The organism is Lentzea sp. NPDC051838, from assembly GCF_040681245.1.
Classification (GTDB): Bacteria; Actinomycetota; Actinomycetes; order Mycobacteriales; family Pseudonocardiaceae; genus Lentzea.
In genome coordinates this window covers 113,401-133,116 of the sequence record NZ_JBFAYI010000002.1, presented here as the reverse complement: position 1 = coordinate 133,116, position 19,716 = coordinate 113,401, and the positions used below count along the sequence as shown (strand labels likewise).

General features: G+C 68.2%; 24 protein-coding genes. 11 read left to right on the top strand and 13 right to left on the bottom strand.

All coding sequences use genetic code 11. The annotated features are described in order from the left end of the window. Window positions 1-64: 64 nt before the first annotated feature. The 4 genes from yajC to ruvC all read right to left on the bottom strand — a co-directional run bounded on the left by yajC (window position 65) and on the right by ruvC (window position 2,678). Window positions 65-409, bottom strand: coding sequence for a preprotein translocase subunit YajC (gene yajC, locus AB0M24_RS06580; RefSeq protein ID WP_363763016.1), 345 nt, complete (start codon window positions 407-409; stop codon window positions 65-67). Window positions 410-502: 93 nt separating this feature from the next. Next, window positions 503-1,516 carry a Holliday junction branch migration DNA helicase RuvB gene (gene ruvB / locus AB0M24_RS06575; protein ID WP_363761861.1) on the bottom strand — a complete coding sequence of 338 codons (1,014 nt, stop codon included), beginning with the start codon at window positions 1,514-1,516 and terminating at the stop codon, window positions 503-505. Further along, window positions 1,513-2,094 (bottom strand): Holliday junction branch migration protein RuvA, encoded by a 582-nt coding sequence (gene ruvA / locus AB0M24_RS06570; protein ID WP_363761859.1) that lies wholly within the window; start codon window positions 2,092-2,094, stop codon window positions 1,513-1,515. Before ruvA ends, ruvB begins: the two co-directional genes overlap by 4 nt. Continuing rightward, window positions 2,091-2,678, bottom strand: coding sequence for a crossover junction endodeoxyribonuclease RuvC (gene ruvC / locus AB0M24_RS06565; RefSeq protein WP_363761857.1), 588 nt, complete (start codon window positions 2,676-2,678; stop codon window positions 2,091-2,093). The genes ruvA and ruvC overlap by 4 nt, the downstream gene beginning before the upstream one ends. A 135-nt stretch (window positions 2,679-2,813) precedes the next feature. Between ruvC and AB0M24_RS06560 the strand changes: the two genes are divergently transcribed. The 4 genes from AB0M24_RS06560 to AB0M24_RS06545 are packed head-to-tail and all read left to right on the top strand — an operon-like array spanning window position 2,814 to window position 6,055. Further along, window positions 2,814-4,298, top strand: coding sequence for a GGDEF domain-containing protein (locus AB0M24_RS06560; RefSeq protein WP_363761855.1), 1,485 nt, complete (start codon window positions 2,814-2,816; stop codon window positions 4,296-4,298). Further along, on the top strand, window positions 4,295-4,726 hold the full coding sequence (locus AB0M24_RS06555) for a cupin domain-containing protein (protein ID WP_363761853.1): 432 nt from the start codon (window positions 4,295-4,297) through the stop codon (window positions 4,724-4,726). The genes AB0M24_RS06560 and AB0M24_RS06555 overlap by 4 nt, the downstream gene beginning before the upstream one ends. A 10-nt stretch (window positions 4,727-4,736) precedes the next feature. Next, window positions 4,737-5,543 (top strand): alpha/beta fold hydrolase, encoded by an 807-nt coding sequence (locus AB0M24_RS06550; RefSeq protein ID WP_363761851.1) that lies wholly within the window; start codon window positions 4,737-4,739, stop codon window positions 5,541-5,543. Further along, complete coding sequence (locus AB0M24_RS06545; protein WP_363761849.1) at window positions 5,540-6,055, top strand: S1 RNA-binding domain-containing protein; 516 nt, start codon at window positions 5,540-5,542, stop codon at window positions 6,053-6,055. Before AB0M24_RS06550 ends, AB0M24_RS06545 begins: the two co-directional genes overlap by 4 nt. Here the strand turns inward: AB0M24_RS06545 and AB0M24_RS06540 are convergent. Continuing rightward, on the bottom strand, window positions 6,039-6,911 hold the full coding sequence (locus AB0M24_RS06540) for a hypothetical protein (protein ID WP_363761847.1): 873 nt from the start codon (window positions 6,909-6,911) through the stop codon (window positions 6,039-6,041). The two genes, AB0M24_RS06545 and AB0M24_RS06540, sit on opposite strands and share 17 nt — an antisense overlap. A gap of 82 nt (window positions 6,912-6,993) precedes the next feature. Here AB0M24_RS06540 and AB0M24_RS06535 point away from each other — a divergent pair, with 82 nt between their 5' ends. Next, window positions 6,994-7,434: a MarR family transcriptional regulator gene (locus AB0M24_RS06535; protein ID WP_363761845.1), complete on the top strand. Its 441-nt coding sequence runs from the start codon at window positions 6,994-6,996 to the stop codon at window positions 7,432-7,434. Between the two features lie 52 nt (window positions 7,435-7,486). Beyond that, window positions 7,487-8,851, top strand: coding sequence for an FAD-binding oxidoreductase (locus AB0M24_RS06530; RefSeq protein WP_363761843.1), 1,365 nt, complete (start codon window positions 7,487-7,489; stop codon window positions 8,849-8,851). Here the strand turns inward: AB0M24_RS06530 and AB0M24_RS06525 are convergent. Together AB0M24_RS06525 and AB0M24_RS06520 are read right to left on the bottom strand one after the other, a co-directional pair. Beyond that, window positions 8,841-9,128 carry a hypothetical protein gene (locus AB0M24_RS06525; RefSeq protein WP_363761841.1) on the bottom strand — a complete coding sequence of 96 codons (288 nt, stop codon included), beginning with the start codon at window positions 9,126-9,128 and terminating at the stop codon, window positions 8,841-8,843. The genes AB0M24_RS06530 and AB0M24_RS06525 overlap by 11 nt on opposite strands. A gap of 144 nt (window positions 9,129-9,272) precedes the next feature. Beyond that, window positions 9,273-9,956 carry an SDR family NAD(P)-dependent oxidoreductase gene (locus tag AB0M24_RS06520; protein ID WP_363763013.1) on the bottom strand — a complete coding sequence of 228 codons (684 nt, stop codon included), beginning with the start codon at window positions 9,954-9,956 and terminating at the stop codon, window positions 9,273-9,275. 49 nt (window positions 9,957-10,005) lie between these two features. Between AB0M24_RS06520 and AB0M24_RS06515 the strand changes: the two genes are divergently transcribed. Then, window positions 10,006-11,040, top strand: coding sequence for a serine hydrolase (locus tag AB0M24_RS06515; RefSeq protein WP_363761839.1), 1,035 nt, complete (start codon window positions 10,006-10,008; stop codon window positions 11,038-11,040). A 112-nt stretch (window positions 11,041-11,152) separates the two neighbouring features. Here AB0M24_RS06515 and AB0M24_RS06510 read toward each other — a convergent pair whose 3' ends face one another. The 3 genes from AB0M24_RS06510 to AB0M24_RS06500 are packed head-to-tail and all read right to left on the bottom strand — an operon-like array spanning window position 11,153 to window position 14,095. Beyond that, the gene (locus AB0M24_RS06510; RefSeq protein ID WP_363761837.1) at window positions 11,153-11,959 is read right to left on the bottom strand and encodes a sugar phosphate isomerase/epimerase family protein; all 807 of its coding nucleotides are present in this window, start codon (window positions 11,957-11,959) and stop codon (window positions 11,153-11,155) included. Next, window positions 11,941-12,960 (bottom strand): dihydrodipicolinate synthase family protein, encoded by a 1,020-nt coding sequence (locus AB0M24_RS06505; RefSeq protein ID WP_363761835.1) that lies wholly within the window; start codon window positions 12,958-12,960, stop codon window positions 11,941-11,943. The genes AB0M24_RS06510 and AB0M24_RS06505 overlap by 19 nt, the downstream gene beginning before the upstream one ends. Continuing rightward, the gene (locus AB0M24_RS06500) at window positions 12,953-14,095 is read right to left on the bottom strand and encodes a Gfo/Idh/MocA family oxidoreductase (RefSeq protein ID WP_363761833.1); all 1,143 of its coding nucleotides are present in this window, start codon (window positions 14,093-14,095) and stop codon (window positions 12,953-12,955) included. Before AB0M24_RS06500 ends, AB0M24_RS06505 begins: the two co-directional genes overlap by 8 nt. A gap of 121 nt (window positions 14,096-14,216) precedes the next feature. On the opposite strand from AB0M24_RS06500, the gene AB0M24_RS06495 reads away from it, so the two are divergent. The 3 genes from AB0M24_RS06495 to AB0M24_RS06485 all read left to right on the top strand — a co-directional run bounded on the left by AB0M24_RS06495 (window position 14,217) and on the right by AB0M24_RS06485 (window position 17,672). Continuing rightward, complete coding sequence (locus AB0M24_RS06495) at window positions 14,217-15,233, top strand: LacI family DNA-binding transcriptional regulator (protein ID WP_363761831.1); 1,017 nt, start codon at window positions 14,217-14,219, stop codon at window positions 15,231-15,233. Between the two features lie 109 nt (window positions 15,234-15,342). Then, window positions 15,343-16,650 (top strand): hemolysin family protein, encoded by a 1,308-nt coding sequence (locus AB0M24_RS06490; protein ID WP_363761829.1) that lies wholly within the window; start codon window positions 15,343-15,345, stop codon window positions 16,648-16,650. After that, entirely contained in the window at window positions 16,647-17,672 is a 1,026-nt protein-coding gene (locus AB0M24_RS06485) for a hemolysin family protein (RefSeq protein WP_363761827.1), read from the top strand. Before AB0M24_RS06490 ends, AB0M24_RS06485 begins: the two co-directional genes overlap by 4 nt. A gap of 12 nt (window positions 17,673-17,684) precedes the next feature. Here AB0M24_RS06485 and AB0M24_RS06480 read toward each other — a convergent pair whose 3' ends face one another. Continuing rightward, window positions 17,685-18,254, bottom strand: a complete 570-nt coding sequence (locus tag AB0M24_RS06480; protein WP_363761826.1) for an HAD-IA family hydrolase — start codon at window positions 18,252-18,254, stop codon at window positions 17,685-17,687. A gap of 26 nt (window positions 18,255-18,280) precedes the next feature. Here AB0M24_RS06480 and AB0M24_RS06475 point away from each other — a divergent pair, with 26 nt between their 5' ends. Next, entirely contained in the window at window positions 18,281-18,544 is a 264-nt protein-coding gene (locus AB0M24_RS06475) for a hypothetical protein (RefSeq protein WP_363761824.1), read from the top strand. 59 nt (window positions 18,545-18,603) lie between these two features. On the opposite strand, the gene AB0M24_RS06470 is transcribed toward AB0M24_RS06475, so the two are convergent. After that, window positions 18,604-18,927 (bottom strand): cupin domain-containing protein, encoded by a 324-nt coding sequence (locus AB0M24_RS06470; protein WP_363761822.1) that lies wholly within the window; start codon window positions 18,925-18,927, stop codon window positions 18,604-18,606. Then, on the bottom strand, window positions 18,928-19,704 hold the full coding sequence (locus tag AB0M24_RS06465) for a carbon-nitrogen hydrolase family protein (RefSeq protein ID WP_363761820.1): 777 nt from the start codon (window positions 19,702-19,704) through the stop codon (window positions 18,928-18,930). It lies immediately after the preceding gene. Window positions 19,705-19,716 lie beyond the last annotated feature (12 nt).

The window sequence follows — 19,716 nt, the reverse complement described above, 5'->3', positions numbered from 1 at the left end:
CGCGTCACTACCTGGAGTTGGCGGATTTCACAGTTGCCAACTCCAGGAGTGCGAGCTTATGTCGTTACTTCTTGGCGTTGTGGTCCAGGGGCTCGGCGACCTGTGCGGTGGTCACCTCGGCCTCCTCGTCCGCCTTCTCCTCCTCGACGACGGTCTCATCCGCGTCGATGACCTTCTCGCGGATGGCGGCGCGCAGCCACCGCGTGACGACACCCTCGGAGATCTCGATGTCGATGGTGGTGTCGTGGCTGGCGTCGGCAACGGTGCCGTACAGACCCGACGTGGTCATCACCTTGTCGCCGGGAGCGAGCGAGTCCTGAAGGTTCTTCTGCTCGGCCATCGCCCGCTTCTGCTTGCGCGCGCTGAGGAACAGCGGCACCGCCAGCAGAACGAGAAGCAGCGGGAACATCAAAGACGAAAGGTTGCCCATCATTCTCCGATCAAGTGGACATGCCTCGACGCACGTCCGATATGTCCAGGTGCTTTCACCGATTGTGCCAGGTCACCACAGTTGATCACCGGCGGGCGGCTCCAGCCCCAGGTGGTGCCACGCGGCGGGCGTCGCCACTCGGCCGCGTGGTGTCCGGGCCAGCATGCCAGCCCGCACCAAATACGGTTCGCACACCTCTTCCACGGTGGTCGGCTCCTCACCGACGGCGACCGCGAGGGTGGCCACGCCGACCGGGCCTCCGTTGAAGCTCTTGACCAGGGCGTGCAGCACCGCGCGGTCGAGCCGGTCGAGGCCCAGCTCGTCGACGTCGTAGACCTGCAGCGCGTGCTTGGCGATCTCCTCCGTGACCCTGCCGTCCGCCCTGACCTCGGCGAAGTCGCGAACCCGGCGGAGCAGCCGGTTCGCGATGCGGGGGGTGCCCCTGGACCGGCCGGCGATCTCCATCGCGCCGTCGTCGTGGAGATCCACGCCGAGGATCTTGGCGCTGCGCTTCACGATGAGGTCGAGGTCTTCGGCGCTGTAGAACTCCATGTGACCGGTGAAACCGAACCGGTCCCGCAACGGGCCGGTCAGTGCACCCGACCTCGTCGTGGCTCCCACCAGCGTGAACGGCGCGATGTCGAGCGGGATGCTGGTCGCGCCGGGGCCCTTGCCGACCATGACGTCGACCCGGAAGTCCTCCATGGCGAGGTACAGCATCTCCTCGGCCGGGCGGGCCATGCGGTGGATCTCGTCGATGAACAGGACATCGCCCTCGACCAGGTTCGACAGCATCGACGCGAGGTCGCCGGCCCGTTCCAGCGCCGGGCCGCTGGTGATGCGGATGGCGCTGTTCAGCTCCTTCGCGATGATCATGGCCAGCGACGTCTTGCCCAGGCCTGGAGGGCCGCTGAGCAGCACGTGGTCCGGGGCCGTCCCGCGTCGCATCGCGCCGTGGAGGACGAGTTCGAGCTGTTCTCGCACCCGGTGCTGCCCAACGAACTCGTGCAGGTCAGCGGGCCGGAGAGAGGTCTCGAGGTCGCGCTCCGCGGGAACGGCGTAGGGGCTGAGCTCGTCCTCGGTCACTTGCGCCCCAGGGTCGCGAGAGCCCGGCGGAGGACCGCGGACGTGGACTGGTCGGGGTTGTCCGCGAGGACGTTGTCGACGGTCGCTTCCGCCGCCTTCGCCGGGAAGCCGAGGCCGAGCAGCGCCTCGACGACGTGGTCACGCGTCTGGCTGTGCGCGGGCGTGGTGGGCGTCGGGAGGGTGCCGACCTTGTCGCGGAGCTCGATGATGAGGCGTTCCGCGCCCTTCTTGCCGATGCCCGGGACCTGCGTCAACACGGTGATGTTGCCTTCAGCGAGCGCGTGGCGGAGCTTGTCCGGTTCCAGCACCGCCAGCGTCGCGAGCGCGATCCGCGGGCCGATGCCGCTGACCGTCTGGAGCAGGCCGAACAGCTCGCGGGCCTCGGCGTCGGCGAACCCGAACAACGTCAGGCTGTCCTCGCGCACGATCAGCGTGGTGGCGAGGCTCGCCTCCTCGCCGCGGCGCAGGGTGGCGAGCGTGCTCGGCGTCATCTGGACGGCGAACCCGACGCCGCCCACCTCGACGACGGCGTGGTCGAGGCCGACGTGCTGCACCTGGCCGCGCAGTGACGAGATCACCTGGTTCCTCCGGACTTCACGTTCGTGCGCTTGCTGGCTTCAGCGAGCTTGGCTTTGTGGACGCGGGCCAGCTCGGCGGCCTTGGCCTGGGCTTCCTGCAGGCGGTTGCGCATCGGCGCGCGCCAGTGGTGGCAGATGGCCAGCGCCAGCGCGTCCGCCGCGTCGGCGGGCTTCGGCGCCACCTTCAACCCGAGCAGCTTGGTCACCATCGCGGTCACCTGCGCCTTGTCCGCGCGCCCCGACCCCGTGACCGCGGCCTTCACCTCGGACGGCGTGTGGAACTCGACGGGCAGGCCGCGCTGCGCCGCCGCCAACGCCACGACACCGGACGCCTGCGCGACGCCCATCGCCGTGCGGACGTTGTGCTGCGCGAAAACGCGTTCGATGGCGACGACCTGCGGTTCATAACGGTCCAGCCACTCACACACGCCGATGTACAGCTCGTGGAGTCGCACGGACAGATCAGCGTCCACGGGCGTGCGCAGGACGTCGACGGCCACCGCGCGCACAGTCCGGCCCGGCCCGCCGTCGACCACGCCGAAGCCGCACCTGGTCAGACCGGGGTCGACCCCGAACACGCGCACAACAGCTCCCCACGACCGGAACGAACAACAGTTCGAACCATATCCGGTACTCCCACGGGCGACACACATCGACACGGTTCGACAAGTCCACGTCGGCGTTACTACGGTGGTCGGGTTTCGATCACAGGAGATGCGGTGAAGAGGTTCTGGCTCGTCGCGGGGTGCGTCGGCACCTTCATGGCGGTCACCATCCTCACCGCCCTCGCCGCGCCGCGTGAGATCGGCGTCGCGATCGACAAGGTCGTGCAGCTCGTCTTCGCCGTGGCAGCTCTCATTGCCTATGCGCGCCAACGCAACGGATTGATGACGGCGGCGATGACGAGCCTGTCCGTCGGGCTGTCGGCGTGGATCTGGGGTCAGCAGATCCTGGGCGTGCAACTGCCCTCCTCCACGATCGCGCCGCTCGGGTTCACGATGGTGCCGGTCCTGTGCCTGGCCGCTCTGGTCGTGCGAGCGCAACAGCGCCGCGCCGACGACCTGCTGCCGAACTACCGCAGCCGCACGGTCGTGGTGCTGGACGGGCTGATCGTGATCGGGTCGCTGTTCGTGCTCACGTGGGTGTCCGCGCTGGAGTCGCTGACCCGCAAGTGGGCGACCTCGGGGCCCGGCTTCGCCACGGTAGTCGCACATCCCGCCGCGTACCTCGTGCTGCTCGTGGCGATCGTCGTGATGTCGTGGACGCATCAGTCCGTGCGTCAGTGGCCGATGCTCTTCGTCGCGTTGGCGGGCATCGCGCAGTCGTCGTCGGGTTGGGTGTTCGCGTTCTACATCTCGAAGGGGATCACGGCGATCCCGGCGACCGCGGACATCGGTTTCATGCTGTGCCCGGCCTTCTTCTTCCTCAGCGCGCTCGCTCCTGTCCGCAACCTGGAACCCACGCCCGGCCGCATGCGCATGGCCGATCTGATGCACCTGTTCGTGCCGTACCTGCCGCTCGCGATCACCGGCCTGTTCGTCCTGTGGAACACGTCGACGGGCGGGCGCCTGAACCCGGTGGAGATCTACGTCGGGTTCGCCGTGGTGTGCTTCGTGATCGTGCGTCAGCTGCTCACGATGATGGACAACGTCCGGCTGATGGACGAGCTTCGGGTGAGCCGCGAACGGCTGCGGCACGAGGCGACGCACGACCCGTTGACGAGCGTCGCGAACCGCTCTTTGTTCCGCGACAGGCTGGATCGCGCGCTGGCGGTCGAGGATCGCTCGCGGCCGTTGATCCTGCTGTTCATCGACGTCGACGGGTTCAAGGCGGTCAACGACGGCTACGGCCACGCCGAGGGGGACGTCGTTCTGCGCAACGTCGCGGCGCGGCTGGAGAACAGCGTGCGGCCTGAGGACGTCGTGGCACGTCTGGGCGGCGACGAGTTCGGAGTGCTGATCGACGGCGGAGACGCCGACGAGATCGGACAGCGCTTGTTGACTGCTTTGTCGCACCCGCACGAGGTGCACGGCCGGATCCACCACGTGCACGCCAGCATCGGTGTGGCACAACGACTTTCGTACGATCCCACAGTTACGGCCGACGACGTGCTCGGTGCCGCGGACGCCGCGATGTACACGGCGAAGCGGCTCGGCAAGGGCATGGTCGTCGTGCACGGTTCACCGCTTCCGGAGATGACGTGACCCCTTCTGAGCTGATTTCGTCGCTGGGCATGCAGGAGCTTCCGGTCGAGGGCGGGTACTTCGCGCAGACGCACCGCTCGTCCGAGGTGTCCGCGATCGCGTACCTGTTGCAGCGTCCCGATTTCTCCGGCATGCATGTTTTGGAACACCTGGAGATCTACAACTTCCACGCCGGGTCGCCGTTGCAGATGCTGCTGCTCTTCCCGGACGGGTCGGTGGCTGAGCCTTTGCTCTCGGCTTCGAACCCCCAGGTCGTCGTACCAGCGGGCGTGTGGCAGGGCAGCGCGCCTAGTGGTGACTGGTCGTTGGTCGGCACGGTGGTGGTGCCGCCGTACACGGACGACATCGTGTCGTTCGGGCACGCGGACGACCTGTGCGCGCGTTACCCGTCTCACGCGGCGGAGATCAAGGCGCTGTGCCGCTTCTAGGATCTTGAGCATGGCGATCGTCCCGTTGAACGGCATCGAGCTCAACGTCCAGACCGAGGGGTCCGGCGACCTGGTCGTGCTGGTCATGGGCACGGGCAGCCCGGGCCGCGTCTGGCGCACCTACCAGGTGCCCGCGCTGGTGAAGGCCGGTTACCGCGTCGCCTACTTCGACAACCGAGGCATCAAGCCGTCGTCGGAGTGCGCTGGCGGCTTCACGATCTCCGACATGGTCGCCGACACGGCTGCGCTGATCGCTCACCTGGGCGGCCCGGCGCACGTGATCGGCACCTCGCTGGGCGCGCGCGTCACTCAGGAGCTGGCACTGTCGCACCCTTCGCTGGTGCGGTCCGCGGTGATGATGGCGACCTCTTCGCGCCCAGACCCGGTGCAGCAGGCGTGGACGCGCAGCCTGATGGACCTCTACGACAAGGGGATCGAGGTACCACCGTCGTTCTACGCGGTGGCCTCGGTGATGCGGAACCTCTCCCCTGCCACGCTGTCCGACCCGGTCGTGGCCCGCGACTGGTTGCAGATGTACGAGTTCGGCGGTTCGTCGTTGAGTGCCGGCGGCCGCGCGCAGCTCGCGTTGAGCGAGTTCGAGCCGCGGCTGGACGCCTACCGCGCGATCACCGTGCGCTCGCTGGTGATCGGGTTCGCCGACGACCTCGTCCTGCCACCCCGCCTGGCGCGCGAGGTGGCGGACGCGATCCCCGGTGCGCGCTACGTGGAGGTTCCTGGGTGTGGGCACATCGGGTATCTGGAGCGGCCGGACGAGGTGAACCGGCTGCTCATCGAGTTCATCGGCGGCGCCGCGTGAACCCGCACGAGCACCCGGAACTGGACGCGTTCCTGGCAACGCTGCGTCTCGGCACACCGATGTCCGGCACGGTCGCGGCGATCGAGCGGTTCGGCGTGTTCGTGCGGCTCGACGACGGCCCGGACCACCCGTTCTTCCCCGGCGTCGGGTTCATCTCGTTCCCCGAACTGTCCTGGCGTCGCTTTTCGGACCCGTCTGACGTCGTGCAGGTCGGGCAACGCGTCACCACCGAATTCCTCCAGTACGACACCTGGAACATGGAGGCCCGGCTGTCGTTGCGGGCAACGCAGCCGGACCCCTTCCAGGCATTCGCGGACGCCGTCGCGGTCGGACAGCAACTGCGCGGCCGCATCACGAAGGTGGTCCCGTTCGGGGTCTTCGTCGAAGTGGCAGACGGCGTCGAAGGTCTCGCGCCCCTGCCCGCTCTCGGTCAGGACGGCGACGAGGTGGTTGTCGTCGTCACCGACATCGACCGCGAACGACGCAGGGTGAGCCTCATCGGTCGAGGCTGAACTCGTCGGTCGTTCCGCCGTTGAGCAGCACGTCGAGGTGCCCGCTCACCACATAAGTGCCGTGCGGCGTGCGAGCGGCGGTAGTCGGCGGCGTCGGCCACGAACGCTGCGACTTCACCTTCCACGTGCGCGTGTCGAGCACCGTGACGGCGTTCTTCCCAGGCGCACCAAGGCTGTTGGTGATGACCACAAGGCCTTGGGGCGTGAGCGTCAGGCCGTCCGCACCCACCAGCTTCGGTGCGGGCAGTTCGTCGACGTGGCCCCGCGTGACCTTGAGCAGCGCACCGGTCGTGTAGTTGCCGACCACCAGGAATCCCCTGGGGTCCCAGACGATTCCGTTGTTGCCGATGGCCGCGGCGAGCCGAGGGTCCGAAGCGAACGCCGAAACGGAGCCCGACGGCGTGACCTTCCAGATCGTGTCGCCCGCCGGCCCGGTCACGTAGGCGTTGCCGAACAGGTCGACCGCCACGTCGTTGGCGCCACCAGGCACGTCCACGAACCGCAACGCACGCCCCGTGCGCAGGTCGAAGATCCCCAGCCCGGACTGGCCGGGCACCGACCGCTCACCGAAACCGATGTCCCCGTACGCGACCAGCACGCGGCCGCGATCCACCTGGATGCCGAACGTCGACACCATCCGGGTACCGCTGACCAACGGCCGAACCCGGCCGTCCACACCGACAAGAGACACCGTGCCGTGGCGCATCGAGCTGACCAGGAACTGCCCGCGGGTCGGATCCCACGACACGCCCTCGGGGTGCAGCGACGGCGACGACGCCGCGATGTGCCTCGAAGTAGCCGAAGCCGTGCCCGTGAGCAGCAAGAACGCCGCCAGAACGGCTAAAAGAACGCGCATGACTTCCCCTCAGTAAGAGCACTGATAGCTATCAGAGTTCTGATAACTATCCATACTCTTACCACACTTCTACGATGAACGGATGCGCAGCGGTGATCGGATCGGCGGTGACATCAAGCGCGCCGAGCAGGACCTGATGGCCGCGAAGGCATCAGCGGTGAAGCCGGCGGGCCTGACCGTGCCGCAGTACTCGGCGCTGCTCGCCCTCAGCGAGAACCCTGGGGCGCCCGCCGCGGAACTCGCCCGGCAATGCCTGGTCACGCCCCAGACGATGACGACGATCCTGCAGAACCTGGTCGCACTGGGCCTCGTCGAACGCACCCCGCACCAGTGGCAGCGCAACGTGCTGGAGAACCGGCTCACGGAGGCCGGGCAGGCGAAGTTCCGCGAGGCCGACACCGAAGCGGTCGCGGTCGAGCAGAAGCTGGCCGACGCGTTCACCGCCGAGGAGCGCGCTCAGCTGCGTGCGCTCCTGCAGCGCTGCTCAGAGGTGTTAGGGAGTTCTTACCGGACGCGCGAGTAGGCCGAATGCGGCGCACCCTGTGTGACACCAGTCACACAAGGAGGTTCGAGCCATGATCGAAAGCCTGCGTGCCGCCTTCTCCGGAACCGTCCTCACCCCGCAGGACGAGGCGTTCGAGGAGACCAGGGCCGTCTTCAACAGCGCCATCGAGACCAGACCCGCGGTCATCGCCCAGTGCGCGAACACCGCCGACGTGCAGCAAGCACTCGCGTTCGCCCAGAGCTCAGGACTCCCGGTCGCGGTGCGCAGCGGTGGTCACAGCGTCGCGGGAGCGAGCCTCGTGCAGGACGGTCTGGTGCTCGACATGCGCCGGATGAACGGGGTTTCGATCTCCCCCGACGGCCGCAGCGCCGTGGTGGGAGGCGGTGCCAACTGGGGTGCGCTCGACCGCGCCACGCAGCCGCTCGGCGTCGCCACGACCGGCGGCCGGGTGTCGACCACGGGTGTCGGCGGGCTGACGCTCGGCGGCGGGTCCGGCTGGATCGAGCGCAAGTGCGGGCTGGCCTGCGACAACCTGCTCGCCGTCGACCTGGTGCTCGCCGACGGCAGGACGGTGACGGCGAGCGAGACCGAGAACACCGACCTGTTCTGGGCTCTGCACGGCGGCGGCGGCAACTTCGGCGTGGCGACGTCGTTCACGTTCCGGCTGCACCCGCTGCCGGACTTCTCCTTCGCGCTCCTGCTGTGGCCGGCCGACCAGGGCGAGGCCGCCGTCCTCGCCTACCGCGACTTCATGGACACCGCGCCGGAGGAGGTCGGCGGCGGCGCGATCTACCTGACCGGACCGCCGGAGGACTTCGTGCCGCCCGAGCTCGTCGGCAAGCTCTGCTGCGGCGTGCTGGTCACCTACATGGGCAAGGCGGAGGACCTGCCGAGCCTCATCGCCCCGCTCGCCGCGCTCGACCCGGCCACGGTGGTCGTCACCGACATCCCCTACGCCGACTTCCAGTCCATGTTGGACGACCCGCCCGGCTTCCGGAACTACTGGTCCGCCGAGTACCTGCGGTCGCTGCCGGACGAGGCGGTGCGGGCGTTCTGCGCCGCGTCCGGCCTGATGATCACCCCGTCGCCGTCGCAGCAGGGCATGATCCCGTGGGGCGGCGCGGTCGCCCGTAGCGCCACCGACTGGCCGATGGCCAACCGCGACACGCCCTGGGTCGCGCACCCGCTGGGACTGTGGACGGACCCGGCGGACGACCAGCGTGCACGGGACTGGTCACACCACCTGAAGGACGTGCTCGCACCGTGGTCCACCGGCGCGGTCTACCTCAACTTCATCGGCGACGAAGGCGCCGACCGGGTCGTCGCGGGCTACGGCAAGAAGAACTACGACAAGCTCGCCGAGATCAAGGCCCAGTACGACCCGGGCAACCTCTTCAACCTGTGGCACAACATCAAGCCCGCGGTCAGCGCCTGACGAACTCCACCGTCTCCTCGACCAGCTCGGCGAGGAACCGCTCCCGGTCGAACCCCGGATCCTCCGCGACACCAGGTGGGAGCGCGTGCATGAAGCTGAAGTGCCCGGCGCCCGGTACGACCCGCAGGTCGACCGGGCCCGCGGCGCCGCGCAACAACTCCGCCTGCGCCACCGGCGTCACGGTGTCCGCTTCGCCCGCGAAAACGAGCATCGGCACGTCGACCGCGTCCTGTGCTTTGGGAGCCGCGCACCACTCGGCAGCGGGCGCGAACACCACGAGCCGTGGACCCGAAGACCCTGCGACACAACGATTGGACGGCGAGCACGCTCACCCCGTCCACCAAGATCGCCAGCTCCGAGGGGTGTGGCGGTCTGCCCCCTGGGCGGGCGGGGCCTCGAGCAGCTCCCGATCTTGAACCCCTCAGCGATGGGCAGCCTGTCCGGTAGGCCGGATCAGGATCTCATTCACGTCCACCGTGGACGGCTGCGACACCGCGTAAAGCACAGCCCTGCCAACGTCTTCCGGCTCCAGCTTCGGATCGGCAGCCCGGGACGCCGGAATCGCGTCGGTGTCCACGAGTCCGGGTTGGACGACCGTGACCCGCACGCCGGTACCGACCGCCTCGGCCCGGATCGCCTGCGCCAGCCCCGTGATCGCCCATTTCGTGGCCGAATAGAGATTTCCCGGTCGCACCCCGCGACCCGCGGCGGATCCGGTCAGCACCAGATGCCCGCCGGACCGCATCAGCGCGGGCATCGCCGCACGTGCCGTGAACGCGGGCCCGCAGACGTTCGTGACCACCATGTCGGTCCACTCAGCGGGTTTCGCACCCGCGTCCGTCACGAACGACGTGTCGACCGAGATGCCCGCGTTCGCGAACACGACGTCGATCCGGCCCCAACGGGACTCCACTCGCGACATGAGCTCCTGCACGGAATCCCACGAGGAAACGTCACATTTCGCGTCCCAGCCGCGGTCACCGACAGATTCTTCAGCGGAGCGTGACGCCCTGACTACGCGAAACCCCGCATCAGCAGCCAAAGCAGCGGTAGCCGCCCCGATTCCGCGAGACGCGCCGGTCACCACGAAGACGTTTTCCATGATCGGAACCCTAGTCAGGGAAGTGTCAGTGCCGCCTGTTTTGATACCTCGCATGACTTTGAACCGCAGGTCCGTGTTCGGGCTGGGATCCGTCGCGGCCGCGACGGCCGTGCTCGGCTCCACCGGTGCAGCACAGGCGCAGGAAGACGGGGAGGTCGAGATCGAGCGCTTCCCGACCAGCGCGGAGAGGTCACGCAAGCGCGTGGCGCAGGTCTACCGCAGGCAGGTCAGAAAAGCCCGGGGCACGTGGTCGTCCCTGATCACCGTGGCCGACCTCGACGGCAACACGAGGGCCGCCGTCGACGAGGAAGCGGACAAGGTCGTCGAGGCCTACAGCGTGAACAAGGTGGCCGTCGCGGTCGCCGTGCTCGACAAGGTGGACCGCGGGCTGATCAAGCTCACGGACCAGGTCGAGGTCACCGAGGCCATCGTCATCCAGGACACCGACGGCATCTTCGCGCTCGACGGGGCCTACCCGAGCAAGGTGACGGTCGGCCACGCGCTCGCGAACCTGCTGACGGTCTCGGACAACACGGCGGTCCGGCTGTGCGGCCTGGTCGTGCCGGCGCTGGAGCTGAACCAGATCCTGCGGGACAAGGGTTTCGTGCACACGCAGGTCGTGCCGGTCGCGAACCCGAACCGGTTCTTCCTCGGCACCACGACCGCGCGCGAGATGCACACGTTGCTGTCGAAGCTGGTCGACGGCCAGCTGCTGTCCGCGGCGTCGACGGCTTACCTGCTCAACATCCTGCGGGCGACGGCGAGCTTCACCGACGGCGTGCGGCTGAACCTCACGACCAACGAGCGGCTGCGCGTCGCGACGAAGGCCGGGTGGTTCGAGGACGGCCGAAATGAAGCCGGGATCATGTTCAGCGAGGACAATCGGGCAATCTTGATCTACTCGATGTTCGCGTCCGGCACGTTCGCCGGTGACAAGGCGCAGAACGACCAGGACTTCAGCACCACGCACCCCGCTGTCGCAGGTCGCGCCGAGCTCGGCCGGTCCATGTTCGACGCCGTCATCAAGATCACGACCACGAAGCCGAAACACCGTGCAAAGGTTTACAGGTTCGTCAACGGCGGCTGATTCCTGAGATTTATCTGAAAACTGGACCAAAGACCTCTGGTTTTCGGATATATACATACCAACGCCGGGGTCGGTCGTCGCCGCCGTCGACGACCGGCTTCCCCGCGTTGAACTACAGCGCTGGTTCCACAATGGAGTGGTACCTGCGCACCACCTCCTCGATCACCTCGTCGAAATCCGCCGCCCAGATGTCGGCGTTGAAGATCTCCACCTCGATGTCGCCGGCATAGCCCGTCGCGGCGACGTGCCTGGTCAAACGGTCGAGGTCGATGTCTCCGTCACCGGGATAACCGCGGCCCAGCAGCACGTCCGCCGGCACCGGGGTGAGCCAGTCGCACACCTGGTACGAGGCGATGAGCTCCCCCGCGCGCACGATCTGCTCGTCCAGCGCCGGGTCCCACCAGACGTGCAGCGCGTCCACGACCACGCCGACCGACTCGTGCTTCTCCGCGATGTCCAGCGCCTGCGCCAACGTCGACAGCACACCGCGATCCGCGCAGAACACCGGATGCATGGGTTCCAACGCCAGCACGACACCGGAGGCCTTTGCCTCAACGGACAGCTCCGCGATGCCGTCCGCGACGCGTTGACGTGCGCCGATGAGGTCCTTGTCGCCCGCCACGCCGCCGACGACCATGACCAGCGTGTCGGTGCCCAGCGCCGCCGCTTCCTCGATCGCGCGCCGGTTGTCGTCCAGCGCGGCACGGTTGTCGACCGCCGTCAGAAATCCGCCGCGGCACAACGACGACACCCGCAGCCCGGCGTCCTGGACGATCTTGGCGGAGCGCGCGAGGCCGGCGTCCGCGACCGGTTCGCGCCACAACCCGATCGACTCGATGCCGTGCCGCGCGCACCCGTCGACTGCTTCCGCGACGGACGCGCGCTTGATCGTCGCCTGGTTCAGCGAGAGGCGAGCCACTGCCGCCACCGCCGTTCCGCGAACTCCGGTTCGATCACACCCGCGATCTCCGCGAGCCGTTTCGCCTCGGCCAGGTGCTCGACGCTGCGGGCGGTTTCCAGGCCGTCGAGCAGCAGGAACTGTTCCTGGTGCCCGGCCAGCCACGCCAGGAACACCACGCCGGTCTTGTAGTAGTAGGTCGGTGTGCTGAACAGATGGCGTGACAACGGAACTGTCGGCGCCATGATCCGGTGGAATTCTTTTGTGTCGCCCTCTGCCAGTTTCGCCAGTGCGGTCGCGGCGACCGGCGCGATGGGGTCGAAGATCCCGAGCAGCGCGTCGCTGTAGCCCTCCGAGTCGCCCGCGATCAGCTCCGGGTAGTTGAAGTCGTCGCCGGTGTAGCACCGCACTCCGGCCGGAAGCCGGCGCCGCAGCCCGATCTCGTGGTCCGCGTCGAGCAACGACACCTTCACGCCGTCGACCTTGTCCGGACGTGCCGCGATGATCGCCAGGAAGTTGTCGGTGGCCTCGTCGACCTCCGCCGCGCCCCAGTAGCCGGCCAGCGCCGGGTCGAACGCGGTGCCGAGCCAGTGCAGGATCACCGGTTCGCTGACGTTGTCGAGCAGCTTGCCGTAGACGTCGGCGTAGTCCTCGGGTCCACGAGCGGTCGCCGCGAGCTGCCGCGAGCACATCAGGACGGGCTGCGCGCCCGCCTCCTGCACGACGTCGAGCTGGTCCAGGTAGGCCTTGAGCACGCCGTCGAGATCGACCTCGCCGGTCAGGTGATCAGTGGCGACGCCCGCGCAGATCCGTCCGGTCTTCTCGGCGGCGCTGCGGCGGATCAGCTCGGCGGCGGTCGGCCAGTCGAGGCCCATGCCGCGTTGAGCGGTGTCCATCGCTTCCGCGACACCCAGGCCGTGCGACCACAGGTGGTGCCGGAACCTCAAAGTCGCGTCCCAGTCGACCGTGCGTTCGTCTTTCGCCACAACGTGTGCCGCGGCGAACACAACCCGTTCAGACATCGTGGATCTCCACGCGCCGACCCTCCGAAGAGGACTGCAGACCGGCGGCCGCGAGTGCGACACCCCGCGCGCCCGCGCGGAAGTCGTGCGGGAACGGCGTGCCCTGGTAGACGTGCCGCAGGAACTCCGCCCACTGCACCTTGAAGCCGTTGTCGAACTCCTCGTTGTCCGGCACCTGCTGCCACTGGTCCCGGAACGGGTGCGTGACCGGGAGATCCGGGTTCCAGACCGGTTTCGGCGTGACGGCGCGGGGCTGCACGAAACATTCGCGCAGCCCCGCGACCGCACTCCCCTCGGTGCCGTCCACTTGGAACTCGACCAGCTCGTCGCGGCGCACCCGCACGCACCAGGACGAGTTGATCTGGGCGATGACGCCGTTCTCGATCTCGAAGATCCCGTACGCGGCGTCGTCAGCGGTGGCCGCGTACTCGGTGTTCTGCTCGTCCCAGCGCGTCGGGATGTGCGTGACGGCCTTCGCCGTGACCGCTTCGACGCGCCCGAAGAGGTTGTGCAGCAGGTAGCTCCAGTGGCAGAACATGTCGCTGACGATGCCGCCGCCGTCCTCCGCCCGGTAGTTCCAGCTCGGGCGTTGCGCGGGCTGCCAGTCACCCTCGAAGACCCAGTAGCCGAACTCCCCGCGCACGCTGAGAATGCGGCCGAAGAAGCCGCCGTCGATCAGCCGCTTGAGCTTGCGGATGCCGGGCAGGTAGAGCTTGTCCGCGACCACGCCGTGCTTCAGCCCCTTGGCGTCGGCGAGCTCAGCGAGTTGAACGGCTTCCTCGACGGTTTCGCTGACCGGCTTCTCGGTGTAGACGTGCTTGCCCGCGTTCAGAGCCTTGGTGATCGACTCGACGTGCTTCGAGGTGACCTGCGAGTCGAAGTAGATCTCGACGCTCGGGTCGGCCAGCGCCGCGTCGAGGTCCGTGGTCCAGCGCGCGAGGTCGTGCCGTTCCGCGATCTCCTTGAGCTTGTCCGCGTTGCGACCCACGAGCACGGGTTCGACCTTGATCACGGTCCCGTCCGGCAACCGCACGCCTTCGTCGCGCAGCGGGAGGAGGGACCGGACCAGGTGCTGGCGATAACCCATCCGCCCGGTGACGCCGTTGACCGCCACTCCGATGGTCCGAACCGCCATCACACCTCCCTGGAAGCAGCGCTGGAAAGCGCTTTCCGCCACGCTAATCGCGGCGCTTGACGGCCGTCAACCTCCGCGCGAGTTAGTCTCAGCGCTCAATTGCGCGTTGATGGAGGTGGTCGTGTCCGCACGACAGGTGACGCTCGCCGAGGTGGCCAAGCAGGCGGGTGTGTCGCTGGCGACCGCTTCGCGCGTGCTCAACGGCAGCACGCGACAGGTCAGCGAGGAGCTGAGCGACCGCGTCCTGCGCACCGCGGAGCAGCTCGGTTACGTGCCGAACGCGTCCGCGCAGGCGTTGGCCCGCAACTCCAGTTCCATGGTCGGGCTGGTCGTCCACGACATCACCGACCCGTACTTCTCGTGCATCGCGGCCGGCGTGACGCGGGTGGCGGAGGAGGCCGGGCTCGTCGTCGTTCTCGGTACGACCGGTCGCCGTCCCGAGCGCGAGGTGGAGCTGCTCTCTACTTTGCGTGCGCATCGGGCGCGTGCGGTGGTGTTGGCGGGTTCGCGGACCACGGACCGTGCGTCGCAGTCGCGGCTGGCTGCCGAGATCGACGCGTTCACCGAGCAGGGCGGGCGGGTCGCGTGCGTGTCCCAGGCCAAGCTCGGTACCGACACGGTCGTTCCCGGTAACCGTGCGGGAGGCCGTGCGCTGGCCCGTGCGCTGGCCGGGCTCGGGCACAAGAAGTTCGCCGTATTGGGTGGACCTTCGGAACTCGTGGTGGCCCGTGATCGGCTCGCCGGGTTCAAGGCGGGGCTCGCCGATGCCGGGATCGCGCCGCCCGTCGTGATCAACGGAGCGTTCACCCGGGACGGCGGGTACGAGGCCGCTCTCGAGCTCCTGGGGTCGAAGTCGAAGGCCACCTGTGTGTTCGCCGTGACCGACGTGATGGCGATGGGCGCCATGGCTGCGCTGCGGGAACGCGGTGTGCGGGTGCCGGAGGACATGTCGATCGCGGGGTTCGACGACATTCCGACGCTGCGCGACACGGTGCCTGCGCTGTCGACCGTGCGGCTGCCGTTGGAGGAGATGGGCGAGCTCGCGGCGGGCCTGGTGCTGGACGCCGGTGGTGACGAGGCCCGCACCGTCCGTGTGGCGGGCGAGGTGGTGCTCAGGGCCTCGACTGCCCACAATTAGACTCGTCTGGCTAATCACGTACTTAGTTCACGAGGAGTTGAGCCGTCCCCATGGGGTCTGGCCCTGGCTGGCATATTTGCCCGGTCCCTAGTCGCTTTGGAGCGCGCAGGTGACCGGAATACTTCTGAGCGTGCTCGGTCTGCTCGCCGTCGTGGCGCTGACAGCGGGCACCTTCATCGCGGTGGCGGCGGAGTTCTCGCTGACCGCTCTGGAACGCAGCACGGTCGAGCGGCACGTCGCCGAGGTCGGTGACGCGAAAGCTCGCACGATCGATCGTGCGCACCGCACGTTGTCGTTCCAGCTCTCGGGCGCACAGCTCGCGATCACGTTGACGACGCTGATCACCGGTTACATCGCGGAGCCCGCGATCGCGGCGCTGATCGAGCCGGGACTGACCGGTGTGGGCGTGCCTCATGCCGTGGCCAGCGGGGTGTCGCTGGCTCTGGCGCTGGCGATCGCCACGGCGTTGTCGATGATCTTCGGCGAGCTCGTGCCGAAGAACCTGGCGATCGCGAAGCCGCTGGAGACCGCGCGGCTCGTCGTCGGCATCCAGGCGGCGTTCTCCACGGTCTTCCGCTGGTTGATCAACTGGATGAACGGCTCCGCGAACTGGCTGGTGCGCCGCTTCGGCGTCGAGCCGGTCGAGGAGCTGGCGTCCGCGCGCTCGCCGGAGGAGCTGGGCGCGCTGGTGCGGACGTCCGCCGAGCACGGGACTCTCGACCAGGGCACTGCGGTGCTGCTGGACCGGTCGTTGAGGTTCGGTGACCGCACGGCCGGCGAGCTGATGACGCCACGCGTGCGCGTCGAGGCTCTGCGCGCCGACGCGACGGTCGCCGATCTCGTGCTGAAGGCTCGCGAGACCGGCTTCTCGCGCTTCCCCGTGCACGACGGTTCGTTGGACGACGTACGCGGCATGGTGCACGTGAAGCAGGCATTCGCCGTGCCCGCTGCTCTGCGCCGGACGACTCCTCTCTCCGCTCTGACGCGTCCCGTGTACTCCGTGCCGGAGACGCTGGAGGGTGACGCTCTGCTGGACCGGCTGCGTGCTTCGGGCCTGCAGACCGCGCTGGTCGTCGACGAGTACGGCGGCACGGCTGGTCTGGTGACGCTGGAGGACGTCGTCGAGGAGATCGTCGGCGACGTGCGCGACGAGCACGACCGCGGCGAGGCACCGCCCGTCCGGTCGCTGGGCAAGGACAGTTGGCTCGTGTCGGGGTTGTTGCGCGACGACGAGGTGGAAGAGGCGACCGGGTTCCACATGCCCTCCGGCGACTACGAGACGCTGGCCGGTCTGGTGCTGTCGCGGCTGGGCCGGATTCCCGACGTCGGCGACGAGATCCGCGTCGACGGCTGGAGGGTGACCGTGATGAGGATGGACCGCCACCGCGTGGCCGAGCTGCGGGTGGTGTCGTCGTGAATTTCTTGGTTGTTGTGTTGTTGTTGGCCGGCAACGCTTTCTTCGTCGGTGCCGAGTTCGCCGTGATCACCGCGCGTCGTGACCGGTTGGAAGCCTTGGCGGACAAGGGTTCTGCCCGCGCCCGCACCGCCATCAAGGCCTCGCAGCAGCTGCCGTTGCTCATCGCGGGCGCGCAGCTGGGCATCACCTTGTGTTCGTTGGGTCTGGGCGCGATCGCCGAGCCTGCCTTGGCATCGGTTCTTGAGGGCCCCCTCGGCGCCGTTGGCCTGCCGCTGGCCGTGGTGCACGGTGTGGCGTTCGCGGTGGCGCTGGTCATCGTCGTCGCCCTGCACACGATCCTCGGCGAGATGGTGCCGAAGAACCTCGCCATCGCCGGCCCCGAACGAGCCGCGGTGTGGCTCGTCCCGGTGCACTACGGCTTCTCGCGGATGATCGCGCCCGCCCTGGCCCTGTTCACCCTGGCCGGCCGGTGGGTGCTGCGCCGGTTCGGCGTGGAGCCCGTCGAAGAGCTGGAGTCGGCCTACACGCCGGACGAGTTGGCGTTGCTCATCGGCCAGTCCCGTTCCGAGGGCCTGCTGGAGGACTCGGAACACCGTCGCCTGGCGCAGACGTTGTCTTCCGCCGAACGCACGGTGGCCGACGTTTTAGTGCCTCTCGACCGGCTGACCACCGTGTCGGCGTCTCCGACGGTCGGCGAGATCGAAGCCGCCGTGGCCGCGACCGGGTTCTCGCGTTTCCCGGTGCTGTCGGATGCCGGACTGATCGGGTATCTGCACGTCAAGGACGTGCTGGACCTGGAGGGCGCCGCGACGTTGGTGCCGCGGGCTCGGGTGCGCGGGCTGCCCGAGGTGCCCGTTGACGCTCGTCTGGACGAGGCCCTGGCTGCTCTGCGTCGCGCGCAGTCGCACCTCGCGCGCGCGGTGTCGGCTGACGGCACCGTGTTCGGCGTCGTGGCGTTGGAGGACCTCGTCGAGGAGTACGTGGGCACCGTGCGCGACGGCACCCACGTTCGCTGGGTCTAGAAGTACTGGGGTTCAGAAGTACTCGGCCAGCGCCTTGATCGTGACCTCCGGGCTCGTCGCGAGCACCGTGGTCATGCCCAGGGCGCTGGCCGGTTCCAGGAACTTCGCCGAGTCGTCCACGTACAGGCAGTCCTTCGGATCGGTCTTGATGGTGGCGGCCGCGAGGGCGTAGATCTCCGGCTCCGGCTTGCGCATCCTGTAGCGGTCCGACGCGATGACGTCCATGTCCAGGTCGAAGCGCTCGTAGAGGTCGAACGGCTCGGAGCCCAGCGAGTTCGTCAGCACCACGGCCTTGGCTCTGGTGTTGTGAACCGCTCTGACGACGTCCTCGCGCAGCGCGATCCCGCGGGTGATCCGCTCGACCAGGTCGTCCGGGAAGAGCTTCAGCTGCAACCCGATGACCTCGTTGAAGTGCTGCTGTGTCGTTGCCCCGCGTTCCAGGTCTGAGACCAGGGCCGCGTTGGTTTTCAGCGCGTTCGTCAACGCGTTGGGCTCGATGCCCTCTCGTTTGCAGAACGCCTTCGCGGAGTCCTCGAACGGAGTGCTGAGCACGCCGCCGAAGTCGATGATCAACCCCTTCATGATCCACCATCGTGCACCATGGGGCGATGGTCATGGTGGTGGGCGCGGGCGATGCCGAGATCGACCTGCCCAGGCTGGCGGACGAGTTGACCGCCGTGCTGGCTGCCGGCTCGTCCGATCCGGGCCGGCGCGTGCACGTCAAGGCGGACACGACGATCGGCGCGGTGCTGCGCGGCGACCACCCCGGCAGAACTCATGCCGACCAGGTCACCGTGTACAGCCCAGCCGGGCTGCCGATGCAGGACCTGGTGATCGCGTGGCACGTCTACCGGAACGCGCTCGCGCGGTAGGCGTCAGGCGGTAGGCGTCAGGCGGTAGGCGTCAGGCGGTAGGCGTCAGGCGGTAGGCGTCAGGCGGTGCGGATCTCCAGCATCACGCAGCCCTTGTCCGTCCGATATGGACCGTGCGGCATTCCCGGGCGGCGGCTCGCGAAGTGGCCCGGGCCGAAGGTTCTGCCGAGGGTCAGGTCGGTCAGGTCGCCCTCCAGGAGGTAGACCTCCTCGTGGTAGTCGTGGCGGATCACGCCTGAGGTTTCGAGGCCCGGTTGCCAGCGCGCGATTCGGGTCAGGGTCGCGGTTTCCGGGTCGTGGCTGAGGATTCGCTCGGTGATCCCGGGGTCGGCCGGGCTCCAGGCCACGGCGTCCACCGGGAAGAACTCATGTTCCGAACGCATCTAGAGCCTCCGGTTGGCCAGGACTGGCAACATCACACGGGCCTCGTCGACCAGCGGAACGTCCACATCGGACAGGATTGTGCCGGGCGGGCCGTCGAGGCGCTCGTGGACCGTGCCGAGCGGGTCGATCACGGCGCTGCGGCCGATTCCCGTTGGGGCGGAACCGTAATCGATCCCGGGGTCGGCCTGGCCGCAGGCGAGGACCCAGGAGGTGGCGTCGAGGGCGCGGGCTCGGGTCAGGAGGTCCCACTGGTTGGCTTTGCCGGGGCCCGCACCCCAGGAGGCGCCCAGGAGGATCACCGGGGCGGTGTCGGCCAGGGCGCGGAAGAGTTCGGGGAAGCGGACGTCGTAGCAGGTGGCGAGGCCGAACGTGGTGCCGTCGACGTCGAAGGTCACGGGCTTGTCGCCTGGGGTGACGCTGTCGGACTCGCGGAAACCGAACGCGTCGAACAGGTGGATCTTGTCGTAGCCGAGGTGCAGGCCGTTGCCGGTCACGAGAGTGGTGTTGGCTACGCGGCCGTCGATGCCCGGCGTGAACATGCCGGCTACTACGACGACGTTGTGTTCGTCGGCGATTGAGCGCACGGCGGTGGCCCACGGGCCGTCCAGCGGTTCGGCGATCGGGGTGAGAGGGACGCCGAAACGGCACTGAGTGGCTTCCGGGAAGTGCACAATGCGAGCGCCCTGGACTGCCGCGGCTGCTACCTGGGTGCGGACGGTGGCCAGGTTTTCGGCCGGATCAGCGGTGGAGCTGATCTGAGACAGCGCGATGCGCATGATCCTCCTCTG